Annotated in this window: 12 protein-coding genes and 2 pseudogenes; 13 read left to right on the forward strand and 1 reads right to left on the reverse strand. The window is 71.7% G+C overall.

The window, feature by feature from the left end; translation table 11 throughout:
• Positions 1-4: 4 nt before the first annotated feature.
• The 4 genes and pseudogenes from ABT297_RS10610 to ABT297_RS10625 all read left to right on the forward strand — a co-directional run bounded on the left by ABT297_RS10610 (position 5) and on the right by ABT297_RS10625 (position 6,508).
• Entirely contained in the window at positions 5-814 is an 810-nt protein-coding gene (locus ABT297_RS10610; RefSeq protein WP_350547239.1) for a hypothetical protein, read from the forward strand.
• 420 nt (positions 815-1,234) lie between these two features.
• Positions 1,235-2,026: pseudogene (locus ABT297_RS10615) on the forward strand (MinD/ParA family ATP-binding protein); the annotation flags it as partial.
• A gap of 97 nt (positions 2,027-2,123) precedes the next feature.
• Positions 2,124-5,387, forward strand: a pseudogene (dnaE, locus tag ABT297_RS10620) (DNA polymerase III subunit alpha); the annotation flags it as partial.
• Between the two features lie 152 nt (positions 5,388-5,539).
• Positions 5,540-6,508 (forward strand): hypothetical protein, encoded by a 969-nt coding sequence (locus tag ABT297_RS10625; RefSeq protein ID WP_350547248.1) that lies wholly within the window; start codon positions 5,540-5,542, stop codon positions 6,506-6,508.
• A gap of 577 nt (positions 6,509-7,085) precedes the next feature.
• On the opposite strand, the gene ABT297_RS10630 is transcribed toward ABT297_RS10625, so the two are convergent.
• Positions 7,086-7,814: an LON peptidase substrate-binding domain-containing protein gene (locus ABT297_RS10630; RefSeq protein ID WP_350547251.1), complete on the reverse strand. Its 729-nt coding sequence runs from the start codon at positions 7,812-7,814 to the stop codon at positions 7,086-7,088.
• Positions 7,815-8,386: 572 nt separating this feature from the next.
• On the opposite strand from ABT297_RS10630, the gene ABT297_RS10635 reads away from it, so the two are divergent.
• From ABT297_RS10635 to hisF, 9 genes are all read left to right on the forward strand, one after another.
• Positions 8,387-8,860 carry a hypothetical protein gene (locus ABT297_RS10635; protein ID WP_350547254.1) on the forward strand — a complete coding sequence of 158 codons (474 nt, stop codon included), beginning with the start codon at positions 8,387-8,389 and terminating at the stop codon, positions 8,858-8,860.
• Positions 8,861-9,126: 266 nt separating this feature from the next.
• Positions 9,127-10,428, forward strand: a complete 1,302-nt coding sequence (hisD, locus tag ABT297_RS10640; protein WP_350547257.1) for a histidinol dehydrogenase — start codon at positions 9,127-9,129, stop codon at positions 10,426-10,428.
• A complete protein-coding gene (locus ABT297_RS10645) occupies positions 10,425-11,501 on the forward strand; it encodes a histidinol-phosphate transaminase (protein ID WP_350547260.1) in 1,077 nt (358 codons plus the stop codon). Before hisD ends, ABT297_RS10645 begins: the two co-directional genes overlap by 4 nt.
• A gap of 85 nt (positions 11,502-11,586) precedes the next feature.
• Positions 11,587-12,201 carry an imidazoleglycerol-phosphate dehydratase HisB gene (gene hisB, locus ABT297_RS10650; RefSeq protein ID WP_350547263.1) on the forward strand — a complete coding sequence of 205 codons (615 nt, stop codon included), beginning with the start codon at positions 11,587-11,589 and terminating at the stop codon, positions 12,199-12,201.
• The gene (locus ABT297_RS10655; protein WP_350547266.1) at positions 12,198-12,341 is read left to right on the forward strand and encodes a CG2302 family histidine operon protein; all 144 of its coding nucleotides are present in this window, start codon (positions 12,198-12,200) and stop codon (positions 12,339-12,341) included. Before hisB ends, ABT297_RS10655 begins: the two co-directional genes overlap by 4 nt.
• A 16-nt stretch (positions 12,342-12,357) precedes the next feature.
• Positions 12,358-12,996 (forward strand): imidazole glycerol phosphate synthase subunit HisH, encoded by a 639-nt coding sequence (hisH, locus tag ABT297_RS10660; RefSeq protein WP_350547269.1) that lies wholly within the window; start codon positions 12,358-12,360, stop codon positions 12,994-12,996.
• Between the two features lie 15 nt (positions 12,997-13,011).
• Positions 13,012-13,326 (forward strand): hypothetical protein, encoded by a 315-nt coding sequence (locus ABT297_RS10665; RefSeq protein WP_350547272.1) that lies wholly within the window; start codon positions 13,012-13,014, stop codon positions 13,324-13,326.
• Between the two features lie 17 nt (positions 13,327-13,343).
• On the forward strand, positions 13,344-14,072 hold the full coding sequence (gene priA / locus ABT297_RS10670) for a bifunctional 1-(5-phosphoribosyl)-5-((5-phosphoribosylamino)methylideneamino)imidazole-4-carboxamide isomerase/phosphoribosylanthranilate isomerase PriA (protein WP_350547275.1): 729 nt from the start codon (positions 13,344-13,346) through the stop codon (positions 14,070-14,072).
• A gap of 254 nt (positions 14,073-14,326) precedes the next feature.
• On the forward strand, positions 14,327-15,100 hold the full coding sequence (gene hisF / locus ABT297_RS10675) for an imidazole glycerol phosphate synthase subunit HisF (RefSeq protein ID WP_350547278.1): 774 nt from the start codon (positions 14,327-14,329) through the stop codon (positions 15,098-15,100).
• Positions 15,101-15,131: the final 31 nt, after the last annotated feature.

The following is a 15,131-nucleotide window of genomic DNA, read 5'->3' on the forward strand; positions in this document are numbered from 1 at the left end:
GGCGATGAAGTGGCTCCAGCAACTTGACCAGCGCCTTCTCCCGCCGGTCGGCGACGTCCTCGCCCGGATCTTCCGCGGCGCCCAGCGCCTGCGGGTGTTCACCGCCGTTGTCGGCGTGGTCGCGGTGACCGCGACGCTGCTCGCGGTACACCGGTCGGAGCGTCCCCGCAGCGACCCGTCGCTGGGCGACGTGCTGGGCGTCGGGGTCGCGCAGGGCGCGTCGATCCCGGCGTACGTGCAGGCCGGCCGTGACGAGCTGGCCGCGCTGACGGGCGACGGGCCGGTGTACGCGCTGGTGTCGTTCACCGCCTACCTGGCGCCCGACCGGCTCGCCCCGGTGCTCGCGGATGTCTCGGTGTCGAGCGTCTTCGCCCGGCTGCCGCTGCCGAGAACGCAGACCGAGCTCGTCCGGCTCGGCGCGTACCGGCTGCCCGATGACGTGGTCGCGGCCATGGACGAGACCGCCCGGCGCAAGACCGAGGAGGCGAGCCACTATCGCGAGCTGCTGGCCCGCGCCGGCGGCGCGTCGAGCGAGACGCGCGACATGTACGTTTCCGGCGCCATCGTCGCCGACAAGGAGGCCACCGCCTACAGCGAGCACTGCTCATGCGTCTATGCCGCCGTCGTGCACGCCCCGCCGGCCGCCCTGCGCGCCGTCGCCGCCCGGCCCGAGACCCGCGTCGTCGACCCGATCACCGATCTGCAACGACTCGATCGCACAGTGTTCCTGCCCCCGTTGCCCGAGCAGACCACGGTCGCGGAACCGGTGAGCGAGTGGGCCGAGCCGGCGACCGCGTCCCCCGGTCCGTCCTGAGGCGATATCTCTTCGGCCTGTCGCGCAGTTGATGCAGGGGATGGGCCCGCAGGTGTGGTCCGAATACTGTTCGGTCCGTAGCCTGGGGTACGAGTTTCTGCGCGCCGGTGTGAGGGAGGGCCAAGCGTGGCTGAGCGGGGCGATGCCGGTTGGGACAGGTCGGCGGAGCCGGCTCCCCGATGGCGCTCGCTGCTCGACCGGGCCCTGCTGGGCCGGGCGAGCCCGGGTGATCTGGATTACGACGGCCGATTCGAACAACCCGCGGACCCTTATCCGCTCTCGCGGCCTTACGATGACGAGCCAATGCGAACTAGCAACGGCACGCGACCCTATGACGCGCCGCCCCGCTCCGACGGGCCCGTGCGGCGCGGCCCCATGGTCGAGTATCAAGCCCGCCCGGTCGACCCGGCCGAGCAGATGGTGCAGGTGCTCCGCCAGGAGATCCCCACCCCGAAGGTGCTGGCCTTCGCCAACCCCAAGGGCGGCGTGCACAAGACGACCGCGACCGTGCTGACCGCCGCCACCATCGGCAGCGTCCGCGGCAAGGGCGTCATCGCGTGGGACGACAACGAGCTGCGCGGCACGCTCGGCCTGCGGGCCGGCAGCGCGCGGCACGCCCGCACCATCCGGCACCTGATCGCCGACCTGGTCCGGGTCGAGCACGCGACCGGCTACGACCTCTACGACATGCTCGACGACTACCTGCGGCACGCCTCCGACGGCTCCTACGACGTGCTCGCCGGCGAGGAGAACCCGCGTTTCGCGCAGCGTCTCGACCCGCACACGGTGCGTCGCGTGCTCGAGCTGCTGCGCCGCACCCACGACGTGATCTGCGTCGACACCGGCAACAACGTGGAGAGCCCCAACTGGCAGACCGTGCTGCAGGCCGCGGACCAGCTGGTGGTCACGAGCGTGCCGCGCGAGGACGCCGCGTTCACCGCCGACTGGATGCTCGACCTGCTCGACGAGGCCGGCATGGAGGAGCTCGTCGCCAACGCGGTGACCCTGCTCTCCTGCCCGACGCCCAACCCGACCCCGCTCATCGACGACCTGGCGGGGCACTTCCGCACCCGGACCAGGGCCGTCGTGGTGGTGCCCTACGACCCGGCGCTGGAGAGCGGCTCCAACATCGAATACCCGATGCTCGCGCCGGCGACCAAGCGCGCCTGGCTGCGGGCGACCGCGGTCATGATGGATCCGTACGCCCGGTGACCTCGCCGATCGCCCGCGCGAAGACCTCTTCGTGCCGGTCGGGTCATGCCGCGGAGTGTCTCGCAAAATGTCGTACCCCGGCGATAGGTTCGGGGCCGTGGGGGAGTCTTTCGTACATCTGCACGTGCACACCGAGTATTCGATGCTCGACGGAGCGGCGCGCCTAGGCCCGCTGTTCGCCGAGGCGGCCCGGCTCGGCCAGCCAGCGCTGGCCATGACGGACCACGGCAACATGTTCGGCGCCCACGACTTCTACCATCAGGCCGTCCGGGCCGGGATCCGGCCGATCCTCGGCGTGGAGGCCTACCTGACGCCCGGCACCCATCGGCGGGACCGGACCCGGGTGCGGTGGGCCGACGGCGGGGAGAACGACGTCTCCGGCGGCGGTGCCTACACCCACCTGACACTCCTGGCCGCCGACGCCACCGGGCTGCGCAACCTGTTCCGGCTGTCGTCGCTGGCCAGCCTGGAGGGGTATTTCTACAAGCCGCGCGCCGACCGGGAACTGCTGCAGCGGCACGCGCCGGGAGTGATCGCCACGACCGGCTGCCCGTCGGGGGAGATCCAGACCTGGCTGCGCATCGGCGACTTCGAGCGCGCCTGCGCGGCCGCCGGCGAGCTGCGCGACATCTTCGGCGCCGGCAATCTCTACCTGGAGCTCATGGACCACGGCCTCGACATCGAGACCCGGGTCCGCGCCGATCTGCTGCGCCTCGGCAAGCGGCTCGGGCTCACCCCCGTGGCCACCAACGACCTGCACTACGCCTTCGCCGGCGACGCCGACGCCCACGAAGCGCTGCTCGCCGTGCAGTCCGCGACCACGCTCGCCGACCCGAAGCGCTTCAAGTTCGACGCCCGCGACTTCTATCTCAAGTCCGCGCAGGAGATGCGCCGGATCTGGGACGCCGAGGTCCCGGGCGCCTGCGACGCGACGCTGGCCATCGCCGAGCGGATCGGCGACTACGCCGAGGTCTTCGCTCCCCGCCGGCTCATGCCGAGCTTCCCGGTGCCGCCCGGCGAGTCCGAGGACTCCCACCTGCGCGCCGAGGTCGGCCGCGGCCTCGCCCGGCGGTTCCCGGGCGGGGTGCCCGAGCCGCACGCCCGGCAGGCCGACTACGAGCTCTCCGTGATCACCGGCGCCAGCCTCGCCGGCTATTTCCTCGTCGTCGCCGACCTCGTGGCGCACGCCCACCGCGAGGGGATCCGGGTCGGCCCAGGCCGGGGCTCGGCGGCCGGCTCGCTGGCCGCCTTCGCGCTGGGCATCACCGAGCTCGACCCGCTCGCGCACGGGCTGCTCTTCGAGCGCTTCCTCAACCCGGAGCGCCCGAGCATGCCCGACATCGACATGGACTTCGACGAGCGCCGGCGTGGCGAGGTGATCCGCTACGCGACCGAGCAGTATGGCGCCGACCACGTCTCGCAGATCATCACCTACGGCACGATCAAGGCGAAGGCCGCGGTCAAGGACGCCGCGCGCGTGCTGGGCTTCCCGTTCTCCCTCGGCGAGCGGATCAGCAAGGCCGTGCCGCCGCCGGTGCTCGGGCGCGACATGCCGCTGTCCGGGGTGTTCGATCCGGCGCACCCGCGGCACAAGGAGGGCGGCGAGCTGCGCCGGCTCTACGAGTCCGAGCCCGACGTGCGCACCGTCGTCGACACCGCCCGCGGGCTGGAGGGGCTCAAGCGCCAGTGGGGCGTGCACGCCGCCGGGGTCATCCTGTCCCGCGAGCCGCTGCTCGACGTGCTGCCGATCCAGCGGCGCGAGCAGGACGGCGCGATCATCACCCAGTGGGACATGGGCGCCTGCGAGGCGATGGGCCTGCTCAAGATGGACTTCCTCGGCCTGCGCAACCTCACGATCCTCGACGACGCGGTCGACGCGATCCGCCACAACCGGGGCGTCGACGTCGTCATCGAGGACGCGCCGCTGGACGACCGGCCGACGTATGAGCTGCTGTCCCGCGGCGACACGCTCGGCGTCTTCCAGTTCGACGCCACGCCGGTCCGCCAGCTGCTGCGGGCGATGGCGCCCGACAGCTTCGCGGACATCTCCGCGGTCGGCGCGCTCTACCGGCCCGGGCCGATCGCCGCCAACGCGCACAACGAGTATGCCGACCGCAAGAACGGCCGCCGCCCGGTCACGCCCATCCATCCCGAGCTGGCCGAGCCCCTCGCGGACATCCTCGGCGACACCTATGGCCTGATCGTCTACCAGGAGCAGGTCATGGCGATCGCCCAGCGGGTCGCCGGCTACACCCTTGGCGCCGCCGACCGGCTGCGGCGGGCGATGGGCAAGAAGAAGAAGGAGATCCTGGACGAGGAGTTCACGCGGTTCGCGCCGGCCATGCGCGAGCGGGGCTATTCCGAGGGCGCGATCCGCACCCTGTGGGACATCCTCGTGCCGTTCTCCGACTACGCGTTCAACAAGGCGCACAGCGTGGCGTACGGGCTCGTGGCGTACTGGACGGCGTATCTCAAGGCCAACTACCCGGCCGAGTACATGAGCGCCCTGCTCACCTCGGTCGGTGGCGACAAGGACCGCTCCGCCGTCTACCTCGCCGAGTGCCGGCACATGGGCATCCGGGTCCTGCCCCCCGACGTCAACTCCTCGCAGGGCCGCTTCGCCGCCGACGGCGCGGACATCCGTTTCGGCCTCGGCGCGATCCGCAACGTCGGCCCCGCCGCGGTCGAGGCGATCATCCGGGCCCGCCGGGAGAAGGGGGCGTATGCCGACTTCTACGACTTTCTGGGCAAGGTCGACCAGGTGGTCTGCAACCGCAAGACCATCGAGTCGCTCATCAAGGCGGGTGCGTTCGACTCCTTCGGCCACTCCCGCCGCGGCCTGCTCAGCGTCCACGCCGACGCCCTCGACGCCGTCATGGACATCAAGCGCAACGAGGCCATGGGGCAGTTCGACCTGTTCGGCGCCCCGTTCATGAGCGCCCCGCAGGTCCCGGCCACGGAGTGGGACAAGCCGGAGCGGCTCGCCTTCGAGCGCGAGATGCTCGGCCTCTACGTCTCCGACCACCCGTTGCGCGGTCTGGAGCACGTGCTGCGGCGCTCCGCCGACCGGCCGGTCGCGTCGCTCGCCGAGGAGGGCGCCGTTCCCGACGGTGCCGTCGTCCGCCTCGCCGGCATCCTCTCCGGGGTGCAGCGCAAGGTCACCCGGCAGGGGCGGCCGTGGGCGTCGGCGGTGCTGGAGGACCTCGACGGCAGCGTCGAGGTCATGTTCTTCCCCGACACGTATGAGCTCGTCGACCAGTGGGTGGCCGAGGACGTCGTCGTGGCGGTGAAGGGGCGGGTGGACCGGCGGGAGGAGGCGCCGCGGCTGATGGCCATGGACCTGACGCTGCCCGACCTGACCCTGCCCCCGCCGGCCGGCGACGCCCAGCCTTCCGGGCATTCCGGACATCTGGCTGACTCGGCGGCTTTGTCCGATCCCAAGAGTTCGCCGGGCTCGGGGGGCGCGGCGGACTCGCTTGCCGGGTCGGGGCTCGCGCCTGGCAGGATGGGATCGTGAGCGTCGCGCCGATTTCGCCCGTCGAACAGCCGGAGGCCTCCGGGCCGACGCGCGTGCCGATCGGGCGGGAGGTGCTGTTGGCCCTCGGCGCCGCCGCGGTGGTCGCCGGCCTGGGCGCGCCGTTCGGCCTGCTGTGGTCGAGGCTCGCGCCGCACGTGGAGCTCGTGCAGACGCAATACGGCCCGTATCCCGTCGAGGGCGAGCCCGAGGGCTACTGGGCCGACGACGGCTGGTTCATCCTGATGTCGATCGCGATGGGCGCCGTGATCGCCGTCGTCGCCTGGCTGCTGCTGCGCCGATACCGGGGCCCGATCGTCCTGACCGCCCTGGTGCTGGGCTCGGCCGGCGCCTCGGTCCTGGGCGCGTGGCTCGGCAACAAGATCGGCTGGGCGCACTACATCGACCTGGCCGAGCACGCCCCGGTCGGCACCCAGATCTTCCGCCCGGTGAAGCTGCGCACAGGCACGTCGAGCCTGCTGTTCGGCTTCATCCCGTGGGTGCGCGGCACGCTGCTCATCCAGGCCCTGGCGGCCGGCGTGGTGTACACGGGCCTGGCCGGCTTCCACGCCTCCCCGACGCTGCGCTACGACAACATGCCCGCCGAATACCTGGACCGGCCCGCCGAGCCCTACCCGGCCGCGAGCCATCCGGAGCAGCCTCAGCCGGGTGCTGACCAGCCGGGGCCGGCCCATCCGAATTCGCCTTCGCCGGGCTCGTTCGGTCCACCCGCGCCGGGCTCGTTCGGTTCGCCCGGGTCCTCTACGGCTTCGTTCGGTCGACCCTCGGAGTCGCCGGACCTGTCGGTGCCCGCGCTGCCGCCGCCGGGAGCGAGCTGGGCCGACCCTGGGGCGTCTCCATTGCCCGAGGCTCCGCGCTCCGACGTCCCGTCCTGGCAGGGGCCCGGTCCGTCGTACCCATCGGCCGCGCCCGCGTCTTCGCATCAGCCCGAACCGCCGCGCTCCTGACCCGGATTCGTGTCCCCGGCCCGGCCCGGCCTCGGTCTCGGTCTGACCTGGGTTCGCGCCCCAAGCCGGCCTTGGTCTGCCGAGCTGGGTTCGTAGCCGCGGCCTTGGTCTGGGTCTGGCCGGGGTTCGTGCCCCTAGCGGGCCTTGGTCTGCCGAGCTGGGTTCGTGGACGCGGCCCGGCCTCGGTCTGACCTGGGCTCGTGCCGCAGCCGGGCCTCGGTCTGACCGGCCTAAGAGCGACCGCAATTGGCTGGCAGCGGCAGTCCGCCGCGTCCGGCGCCCACAGTGCCGGACTTCTTCATGATCACGGAGTGAACGTGCTGCTTTTTGTGCATTTTTACTCCGTGATCACGGCGAACATGATGGTCGGTCGACGCGGATCGCAGGCGCGGACTGCGCCGCCCGAACTCGGCTTCTCGCGATGCCGAGTGCCCAATTGACGGTCGCTCTAAGTTCGCGCCCCAGCTCGGCTCGAACGTTGGGTGGATCAGGGCGGGCCGCATATTGGGCGATTTATAGCTTGCATTCCTGGTTAGCGGCTTTGCCCCTTATTGGGGCATTTACCGGCGCCGCCGAGTCAGTTCGGGCTGGACGGGATCGCGAGGTCGGCCAGGGCGACGGGCACGGCGCGCACCTGGCCGAGGAGGGCGGTCTCCCGGCGCAGGAGGGCTCGTTCGGCCTTGAGTCGGCTGACCGTGTCCGGCTCGGCGAGCAGCGACTGGCGATCCTCGAGGGTCAGCGAGGCCGTGGCCGCGACAAGGTGCGACAGCACGGTCGGGTCGTCGGGCAGCTGCTCCCCGTCGTTGTCGGACCGCACTGCGCGCAGGTAATCCTGATAGGCGGCGAGCACGCCGGCGGCGAGCTCGCCCTCGCGCTCCGGCTCGCCCTTGGGCTCGGGGAGCCACTCGATCTCGCCGGTCAGGTACGGCGTGTCGTTGCGTGCCAGCCTCAGCAGCCGAAACCGGCGCCGGCCGACCGTCATCAGGTCGAATCGGCCGTCGGGCAGCTCGGTGATCTGCCGGATCTCCGCGGCGCAGCCGATCTCGTAGAGCGAGAGCGACTCGCCGGCCGTGATCGCCGCGTCCGCCGACTCGGTCTGCCGGCCGACCTCCCAGCCGCGCCGGATCGCGACGACACCGAACTCGCGGGGCAGGTTCGCCGGGAGCTCGGTGAGATGCTGCACGAGGGTGCGGTATCGCGGCTCGAAGACGTGCAGCGGCAACACCAGCCCGGGGAACAGCACCGTGCCGAGCGGAAAGAGCGGCAGGAGCGTCTGGGTGTGCTCCGGTTCGTTCGCTGCCTCCACGAGCCGAAGCGTAGCCGAGCGCGCCGCGAGCGGCGCTTGGGGACAGGCCTGTCAGCTTTCTCGGCCTGAGGGATTCCGCCGGGCTACGAGCTTCACGTGAGCGTGGTCTACGACCCTGACGCTCCGCACTGATCACCGTGTGGCTGCCACGGTTACCGGCACCGAGACGACCGAGGCCGTCCGCCAATGCCTGGCAGCTCGGCGGCTGCTGCCCGCCGAACACATGGCCGATGTCCGCTACGTCACCGCCGCTCACATTGTGACCGCCCGGGATTAGCGCGCCGTCGACCGCTCGGCCCAGCCGGCTGGGACATCCATGAGGGCGAACGCCTCCCACAAAAGCGGCTTCCGCACCCCGATGCGCGGCGTCCAGGTCGATACGGCCTTACCGTACGTTCGTAGATCGGTCATTTCCAGGGCCCGCCCGTGGGACCGCACGTCACCGGCCCCGCAACTGGGAGCGACTGGGGCGATGCCATTCTCGGCTTCGGGTACCTCCTCCTCGGGATCAAGCGGATGTATAACAAGTGGAAGTATGGCGATCCCGACGGAAAACCTAAGAAGAAGTGCTGATGGGTAACGACGACGCGCAGGTACGCACCCTGCTGGGTGCGTACCTGCGCGCCTTTATGCTTGAACGCCATGATGAGTCCGCCGCCCTGCGCGAGGAGTTCGACGCCCATGACGGCGACGACGACGAGTTCGCCGGCATGATCGACGCCGTCTTCACCGTCGTGGTCCATCGCGTATTCCGGCCTCCCGTCGACCCGTATGGGATCAAGGGTCTCGCCGACCTCTGCCGGGCGCGCTTCGGCGAGGCAGTGTTGACCCATGAGATGCAGATGCTGATCCGGTACCGCCTGGGCCCCTCCGACGCGTCGGCGCCCGTCGTCGCGTGGGAGGATCGGATGCTCATGCAGCTGCTGGCCACCAACCAGCTTGTCGGCGAGGCCGGGCTGGATGACGAGTTGGACGCCCTCATCGCCGAGGCGGAGGACCTGGCTGAGTACCGGGGTCTGCACCCAATACCGCTCGCCGGCCGCTGAGCGGGCACGCCGAGGTCGACCGGGTAGGCCGACTGGTGGTGGGAGCGGTCCCGTCAGGCCACAGCGCAGGACGGCGGGTGAATAGCCGGCGGCCGTTCGCGCCAGACCGGCGCAAAGCCAGTGGGCGAGAGACCAGGCGGTCAGGAAGCCAGGCGGCGTGAAAGTCAGGTAACGGCGTGACGCCGCGAGCGTGGGCAAGATCCCGACAGCCCGCAGGGCGGGATGGCGGCGCATAACCGCTGGCGACGCCGAATAGACTCGCAAGGGTGTTGAACCGGATCGACCTGCGCGGCTCCGCCGAGGACCCGCGCCGTCTGCTGCCCCGAGCCGCCATCGACGTATCCGTCGCCACCGAGCAGGTGCGCCCGACCGTCGAAGCGGTCCGCGAGCATGGCGCGAGCGCGATTCGCGAGGCGACACATCGCTTCGACGGCGTCGAGGTCAAGCAGCTGCGGGTGCCGAAAGAGGAGATCGAGCGGGCCGAGGCCGAGCTCGACCCGGGGGTGCGCGCCGCGCTGCTGGAGTCGATCGCGCGCGCCCGGAAGGTGCACGACGATCAGCGCCGGGCCGAGGTCACGACCGTCCTCGGCGAGGGCGGCACGGTGACCCAGCGGTGGTTGCCGGTTGGCCGCGTCGGGCTGTATGTGCCGGGCGGCCTGGCCGTGTATCCGTCGAGCGTGGTCATGAACGTGGTGCCGGCCCAGGCGGCCGGGGTGGCCTCGATCGCGGTGACGAGCCCGCCGCAGAAGGACACGGGCCTGCCCAACCGCAACATCCTGGCGGCGTGCGCGCTGCTGGGGGTGGACGAGGTCTACGCGGCGGGCGGCGCGCAGGCGATCGCCATGCTGGGGTATGGGTTCACGGACGAGGAGCCGGCGTGCGAGCCGGTCGAAATGATCACCGGGCCGGGCAACATCTGGGTGACGGCGGCGAAGCGGATGCTGCGCGGGACGGTCGGCATCGACGCCGAGGCCGGGCCGACCGAGATCGCGATCCTCGCCGACGACAGCGCCGACCCGCGTCACGTGGCCGCGGACCTGATCAGTCAGGCCGAGCACGACCCGCTCGCGGCGAGCGTGCTGGTCACCACGTCGGTGGAGCTGGCCGACGCGGTCGACGCCGAGGTCGCGCGGCAGGTCGCCGCGACCAAGCACGTGCAGCGCGTGACCGAGGCCCTGAGCGGCCCGCAGTCGGCGACGGTGCTGGTCGGCGACCTGGACCAGGGGCTGCGGGTGGTCGACGCGTATGCCGCCGAGCACCTGGAGATCCAGACCCGCGACCCGCGGACCGTGGCGGAGCGGGTACGCAACGCCGGCGCGATCTTCGTGGGCGCCTGGTCGCCGGTCTCGCTCGGCGACTACTGCGCGGGCTCCAACCACGTCCTGCCGACCGGGGGCTGCGCGCGGCACTCGTCCGGGCTGTCGACGCAGACGTTCCTGCGCGGTGTGCAGCTGATCGAGTACTCGCACGACGCCCTCCAGCAGGTCGCGGCCCACGTGGTGGCGCTGTCCGACGCCGAGGACCTGCCGGCGCACGGCGCGGCGGTGAAGGCGCGGTTCAGCGGATGACGACGCTCGAGGATCTTCCCCTGCGGGACGAGCTGCGGGGCCTGACGCCGTATGGCGCGCCCCAGCTGGACGTGGCCGTCCGCCTGAACACGAACGAGAACTCCTATCCGGTACCGGATGCGGCCGTCGCGGAGATGGAGAGGTCGCTGGCCGCCGTGCTGCGCGACCTCAACCGGTATCCGGACCGGGACGCGGTGGCGCTGCGCACCGACCTCGCTGAGTATCTCGGCCACGGGCTGACCTGGCGTAACGTATGGGCGGCCAACGGCTCCAACGAGATCCAGCAGCAATTGCTGCAGACCTTCGCCGGGCCGGGGCGCACCGCGCTGGGCTTCACCCCGTCGTATTCGATGCATCCGCTGCTGGCCGCGGGCACCGGCACGACCTGGGTCGACGGTCGGCGCGCCGGCGACTTCGCCCTGACCGCCGAGCACGCCGTCGCGAAGGTCCGCGAGCTGCGGCCCGACCTGGTCTTCCTCTGCTCGCCGAACAATCCGACCGGCACGGCGCTGCCGCTGGAGGTCGTCGAGGCGGTCGCGGAGGCGGCCGAGGGCATGGTCGTCGTGGACGAGGCCTACGCGGAGTTCGCCCGCAAGGGCACCGTCTTCGCGCTGAGCCTCGTCGAGCGGTACCCGCGCCTGGTCGTGACGCGCACGATGAGCAAGGCGTTCGCGCTGGCCGGCGGGCGGGTCGGCTACCTTGCCGCCGACCCGGCCGTGGTCGACGCGGTGCAGCTGGTGCGCCTGCCGTACCACCTCAGCGCCATGACCCAGGCGGTCGCCCGGGCGGCGCTGGCGCACACCGGCGCGCTGCTGTCCACCGTGGACGCGGTCAAGGAGCAGCGCGACCGGATCGTCGCCACGCTGCTCGGCTGGGAGCTCCCGGTCGCCGACAGCGACGCCAACTTCGTGCTGTTCGGCGCGCCGCGCGGGGACAGCAAGGGCGTGTGGCAGGCCCTGCTGGACCGGGGCGTGCTCATCCGCGACGTCGGTCTGCCGGGCTGGCTGCGCGTCACCGCCGGCACGCCCGAGGAGACCTCCGCCTTCCTGAACGCACTCGAGGAGCTGTTGTGAACGGTTCGCAGCGGAGCGGAGAGACCGCTCACCAGGGGCGCAGGGTTGACTCGCGCCGTGACCGGAGCGAAGTGGAGGTGTCGGCGTGAGCCGTACCGCCCGCGTCGAGCGCGTCACCAAGGAGACCAAGGTCCTGGTCGAGCTCGACCTCGACGGCACCGGTGCCGGGGAGATCTCCACCGGCGTGGGCTTCTACGACCACATGCTCAACCAGATCGCCAAGCACGGCGGGTTCGATCTGCGGGTACACACCGTGGGAGACCTGGAGATCGACGCGCACCACACCGTCGAGGACACCGCGCTCGCGCTCGGCGCCGCGTTCGCGGAGGCGCTCGGGGACAAGGCCGGCGTGACCCGGTACGGCCACGCGCAGGTGCCGCTGGACGAGGTGCTCGCCTCGGCGGTGGTGGACCTGTCCGGCCGGCCCTACGTGGTGCACGACGAGCCGGCGAACATCGCGCCGCACATCGGCGGCAACTACCCGACCAGCCTGACCCGGCACATCTGGGAGTCCTTCGGGCACTCGGCGCGGGTGACACTGCACGTGAGCATCCTGCGCGCGGGCCGGCACGGCGCCCAGCCCGACGCGCACCACATCGTCGAGGCCCAGTTCAAGGCGGTCGCCCGGGCGCTGCGGCAGGCGTGCGCGATCGACCCGCGCAACGCCGGCGCGGTGCCGAGCACCAAGGGTGCGCTGTGAGCATCGCCCTGCTCGCGCTGGCCGGCCTGCTCCTCGGCGGGGCGCTGTCGCTACGGCAGCAGAGCAAGTCGAAGGTGCCGTTCGTGATCACGCTGCTGCTGGCCGCGCTGTCCGCGGCCGGCGGCCTGCTGTGGATGTGAGAAGGGAAGTCCATCCGTGGCGAAACGGGTAGTGATTCTCGACTACGGCTCGGGCAACCTCCGTTCGGCCGAGCGGGCCGTCGCGCGGGTCGGCGCCGACGTCGAGGTCACCGACGACCTCGGCAAGGCGGCCCGGGCCGACGGCCTGGTGGTGCCCGGCGTCGGCGCCTACGCGGCGTGCATGGCCGGCATTGAGCAGCTCGGCGCCGGACCGACGATCGCCGAGCGGATCCGGGCCGGCGCGCCGGTGCTCGGCATCTGCGTCGGCATGCAGATCCTGTTCGAGTCCGGCGAGGAGCACGGCGTGGTCACCAAGGGCCTGGGCCTGGCGCCGGGCGAGGTGAAGGCGCTGCACGCGCCGGTCGTGCCGCACATGGGCTGGAACACGGTGAACTGGCCGCAGGACACGGTGCTCGGCGCGGGCCTGCCGGCCGACACCCGGTTCTACTTCGTGCACTCCTACGCCCCGACGGTGATCGACGCGCAGGCACACGATGCCAGGAGTCAGGCCGGTGTGCGGGTCGCCACGGCGGTGCACGGCGAGCCGTTCGTCGCGGCGTTCGAGACCGACGTGCTGCGCGCGACCCAGTTCCATCCGGAGAAGTCCGGCGACGCGGGCGCCGCGCTGCTGACCAACTGGCTCGGGACGCTCTGAGCTCGTGAGCACGGCGTGAGCAAGGAACGGGCGAAGCGGCGCGCGCTGCTGGAGGCGGAGCGCGCCGCGCGCATGCGCCGCAACGAGCGCAAACGCGCGCGCCGGACCGCGATGCGGCGGCTGGTGCCGAAGGTGCGCATCGGGCGGACCGGTAAGCTTTTTGCTCGCCGGTCCCGCGCGCAGCGTTCGGTCATCGTCACCCTCGTGCTGGTGCTCCTGACCCTCGTGTGGCTGTTCATCGAATCGATGACGGCGCGGATCGGCATCAGCGCGCTCGTCATCGTCGCCACCCCGGCGCTCACCGTGCTCGTCCTTGACCGCCGGATCTGACCGAAGGATCTTGAATCATGGCTCTGCAGCTCCTGCCCGCCGTCGACGTCGCCAACGGCCAGGCGGTCCGCCTCGTCCAGGGCGCCGCCGGCAGCGAAACGACGTATGGCGACCCCCTCGAGGCCGCGCTGGCCTGGCAGCGGCAGGGCGCCGAGTGGATCCACCTCGTCGACCTCGACGCCGCGTTCGGGCGCGGGTCCAACGCGGCGCTGCTGGCCGACGTGGTGCGGCGCCTCGACGTCCAGGTGGAGCTGTCCGGCGGCATCCGCGACGAGGCGTCGCTGAAGGCGGCGCTGTCCACCGGCGCGACCCGGGTGAACCTCGGCACCGCGGCGCTGGAGAACCCGGACTGGTGCGACCACGTCTGCGCCACCTACGGCGACCAGGTCGCGGTCGGCCTGGACGTGCGCGGCCACCAGCTCGCCGCGCGCGGCTGGACGAAGGAGGGCGGGGACCTGTTCGAGGTGCTCGACCGCCTGGAGAAGGCCGGCTGCGCGCGGTACGTGGTGACCGACGTGATGCGCGACGGCACGCTGACCGGCCCCAACCTGACCCTGCTGCTGGAGGTGACCGGCCGCACCAAGAAGCCGGTGATCGCCAGCGGCGGCGTGTCCAAGCTCGACGACCTGCGCCAGCTGGCCGCGCTCGAGCCGGCCGGCGTCGAGGGCGTCATCGTGGGCAAGGCGCTCTACGCCGGGGCCTTCACGGTCTCCGAGGCGCTGCAGGTGCTGAAGGAGTCGGCATGACCGGTCCGGAGCGGAGCGGCGCCTGGTCTGGGTCGATCAGCGCGCAGCCTCATCGAGCCAGACTGGGCGGGGGTGACGGCATGGCCGGTCCGGAGCGGAGCGGAGGGGCCGGTCATTGGGAAGGCAGGTCAGTCATGCCGCGGCCGGAGCGAAGCGGGGGTGACGGCATGGCCGGTCCGGAGCGGAGCGGAGGGGCCGGTCATTGGGAAGGCAGGTCAGTCATGCCGCGGCCGGAGCGAAGCGGAGGTGACGGCATGACCGTTGCGGTGCGGGTGATTCCCTGCCTGGACGTGGACGCCGGCCGAGTGGTCAAGGGCATCAACTTCCTCAACCTCCGCGACGCCGGCGATCCGGTCGAGCTGGGCGCCGCCTACGACGCCGCGGGCGCCGACGAGCTGGTGTTCCTGGACGTGACCGCCTCGTCGGACGGGCGCGCGACGATGCTGGACGTGGTCCGCCGTACCGCCGAAACGGTCTTCATCCCGCTGACCGTCGGCGGCGGCGTCCGCAGCGTCGGCGATGTCGACACGCTGCTGCGCGCCGGCGCCGACAAGGTCGGGGTCAACACCGCCGCGATCGCCCGGCCGGAGCTGATCGCGGAGATCGCGCAGCGCTTCGGCAACCAGGTGCTCACGCTGTCGCTGGACGTGCGCCGCTCGGCGGACGGCCCGGGGCGCCAGCCGAGCGGCTTCGAGGTGACCACGCACGGCGGGCGCCGCGGCGCGGGGCTCGACGCGGTCGAGTGGGCGGCGCGGGTGGCCGAGCTCGGCGCCGGCGAGATCCTGCTCAACTCGATGGACGCCGACGGCACCAAGGACGGCTTCGATCTGGAGCTGATCCGCGCGGTGCGCGCGGTCGTCACCATCCCGGTCATCGCCAGCGGCGGCGCCGGGAAGGTCGACGACTTCGTCCCGGCCGTCGCGGCCGGCGCCGACGCCGTGCTCGCCGCGAGCGTGTTCCACTTCGGCGAGCTGTCGATCGGCGACGTGAAGACCGCCCTGCGGGAGGCCGGCCACCCAACCCGTTAGCCGGCCATCTTTCCGGCGGTGACGGTCATGC

Source organism: Dactylosporangium sp. NPDC000555 (assembly GCF_040300025.1).
GTDB lineage: Bacteria > Actinomycetota > Actinomycetes > Mycobacteriales > Micromonosporaceae > Dactylosporangium.

Bases quoted from the DNA above. Each gene is read 5' to 3' on its own strand.
- ABT297_RS10610 (WP_350547239.1), top strand. From the start codon at position 5: ATGAAGTGGCTCCAGCAACTTGACCAGCGCCTTCTCCCGCCGGTCGGC.
- ABT297_RS10635 (WP_350547254.1), top strand. From the start codon at position 8,387: ATGGGTAACGACGACGCGCAGGTACGCACCCTGCTGGGTGCGTACCTG.
- ABT297_RS10645 (WP_350547260.1), top strand. From the start codon at position 10,425: ATGACGACGCTCGAGGATCTTCCCCTGCGGGACGAGCTGCGGGGCCTG.
- priA (WP_350547275.1), top strand. From the start codon at position 13,344: ATGGCTCTGCAGCTCCTGCCCGCCGTCGACGTCGCCAACGGCCAGGCG.
- hisF (WP_350547278.1), top strand. From the start codon at position 14,327: ATGACCGTTGCGGTGCGGGTGATTCCCTGCCTGGACGTGGACGCCGGC.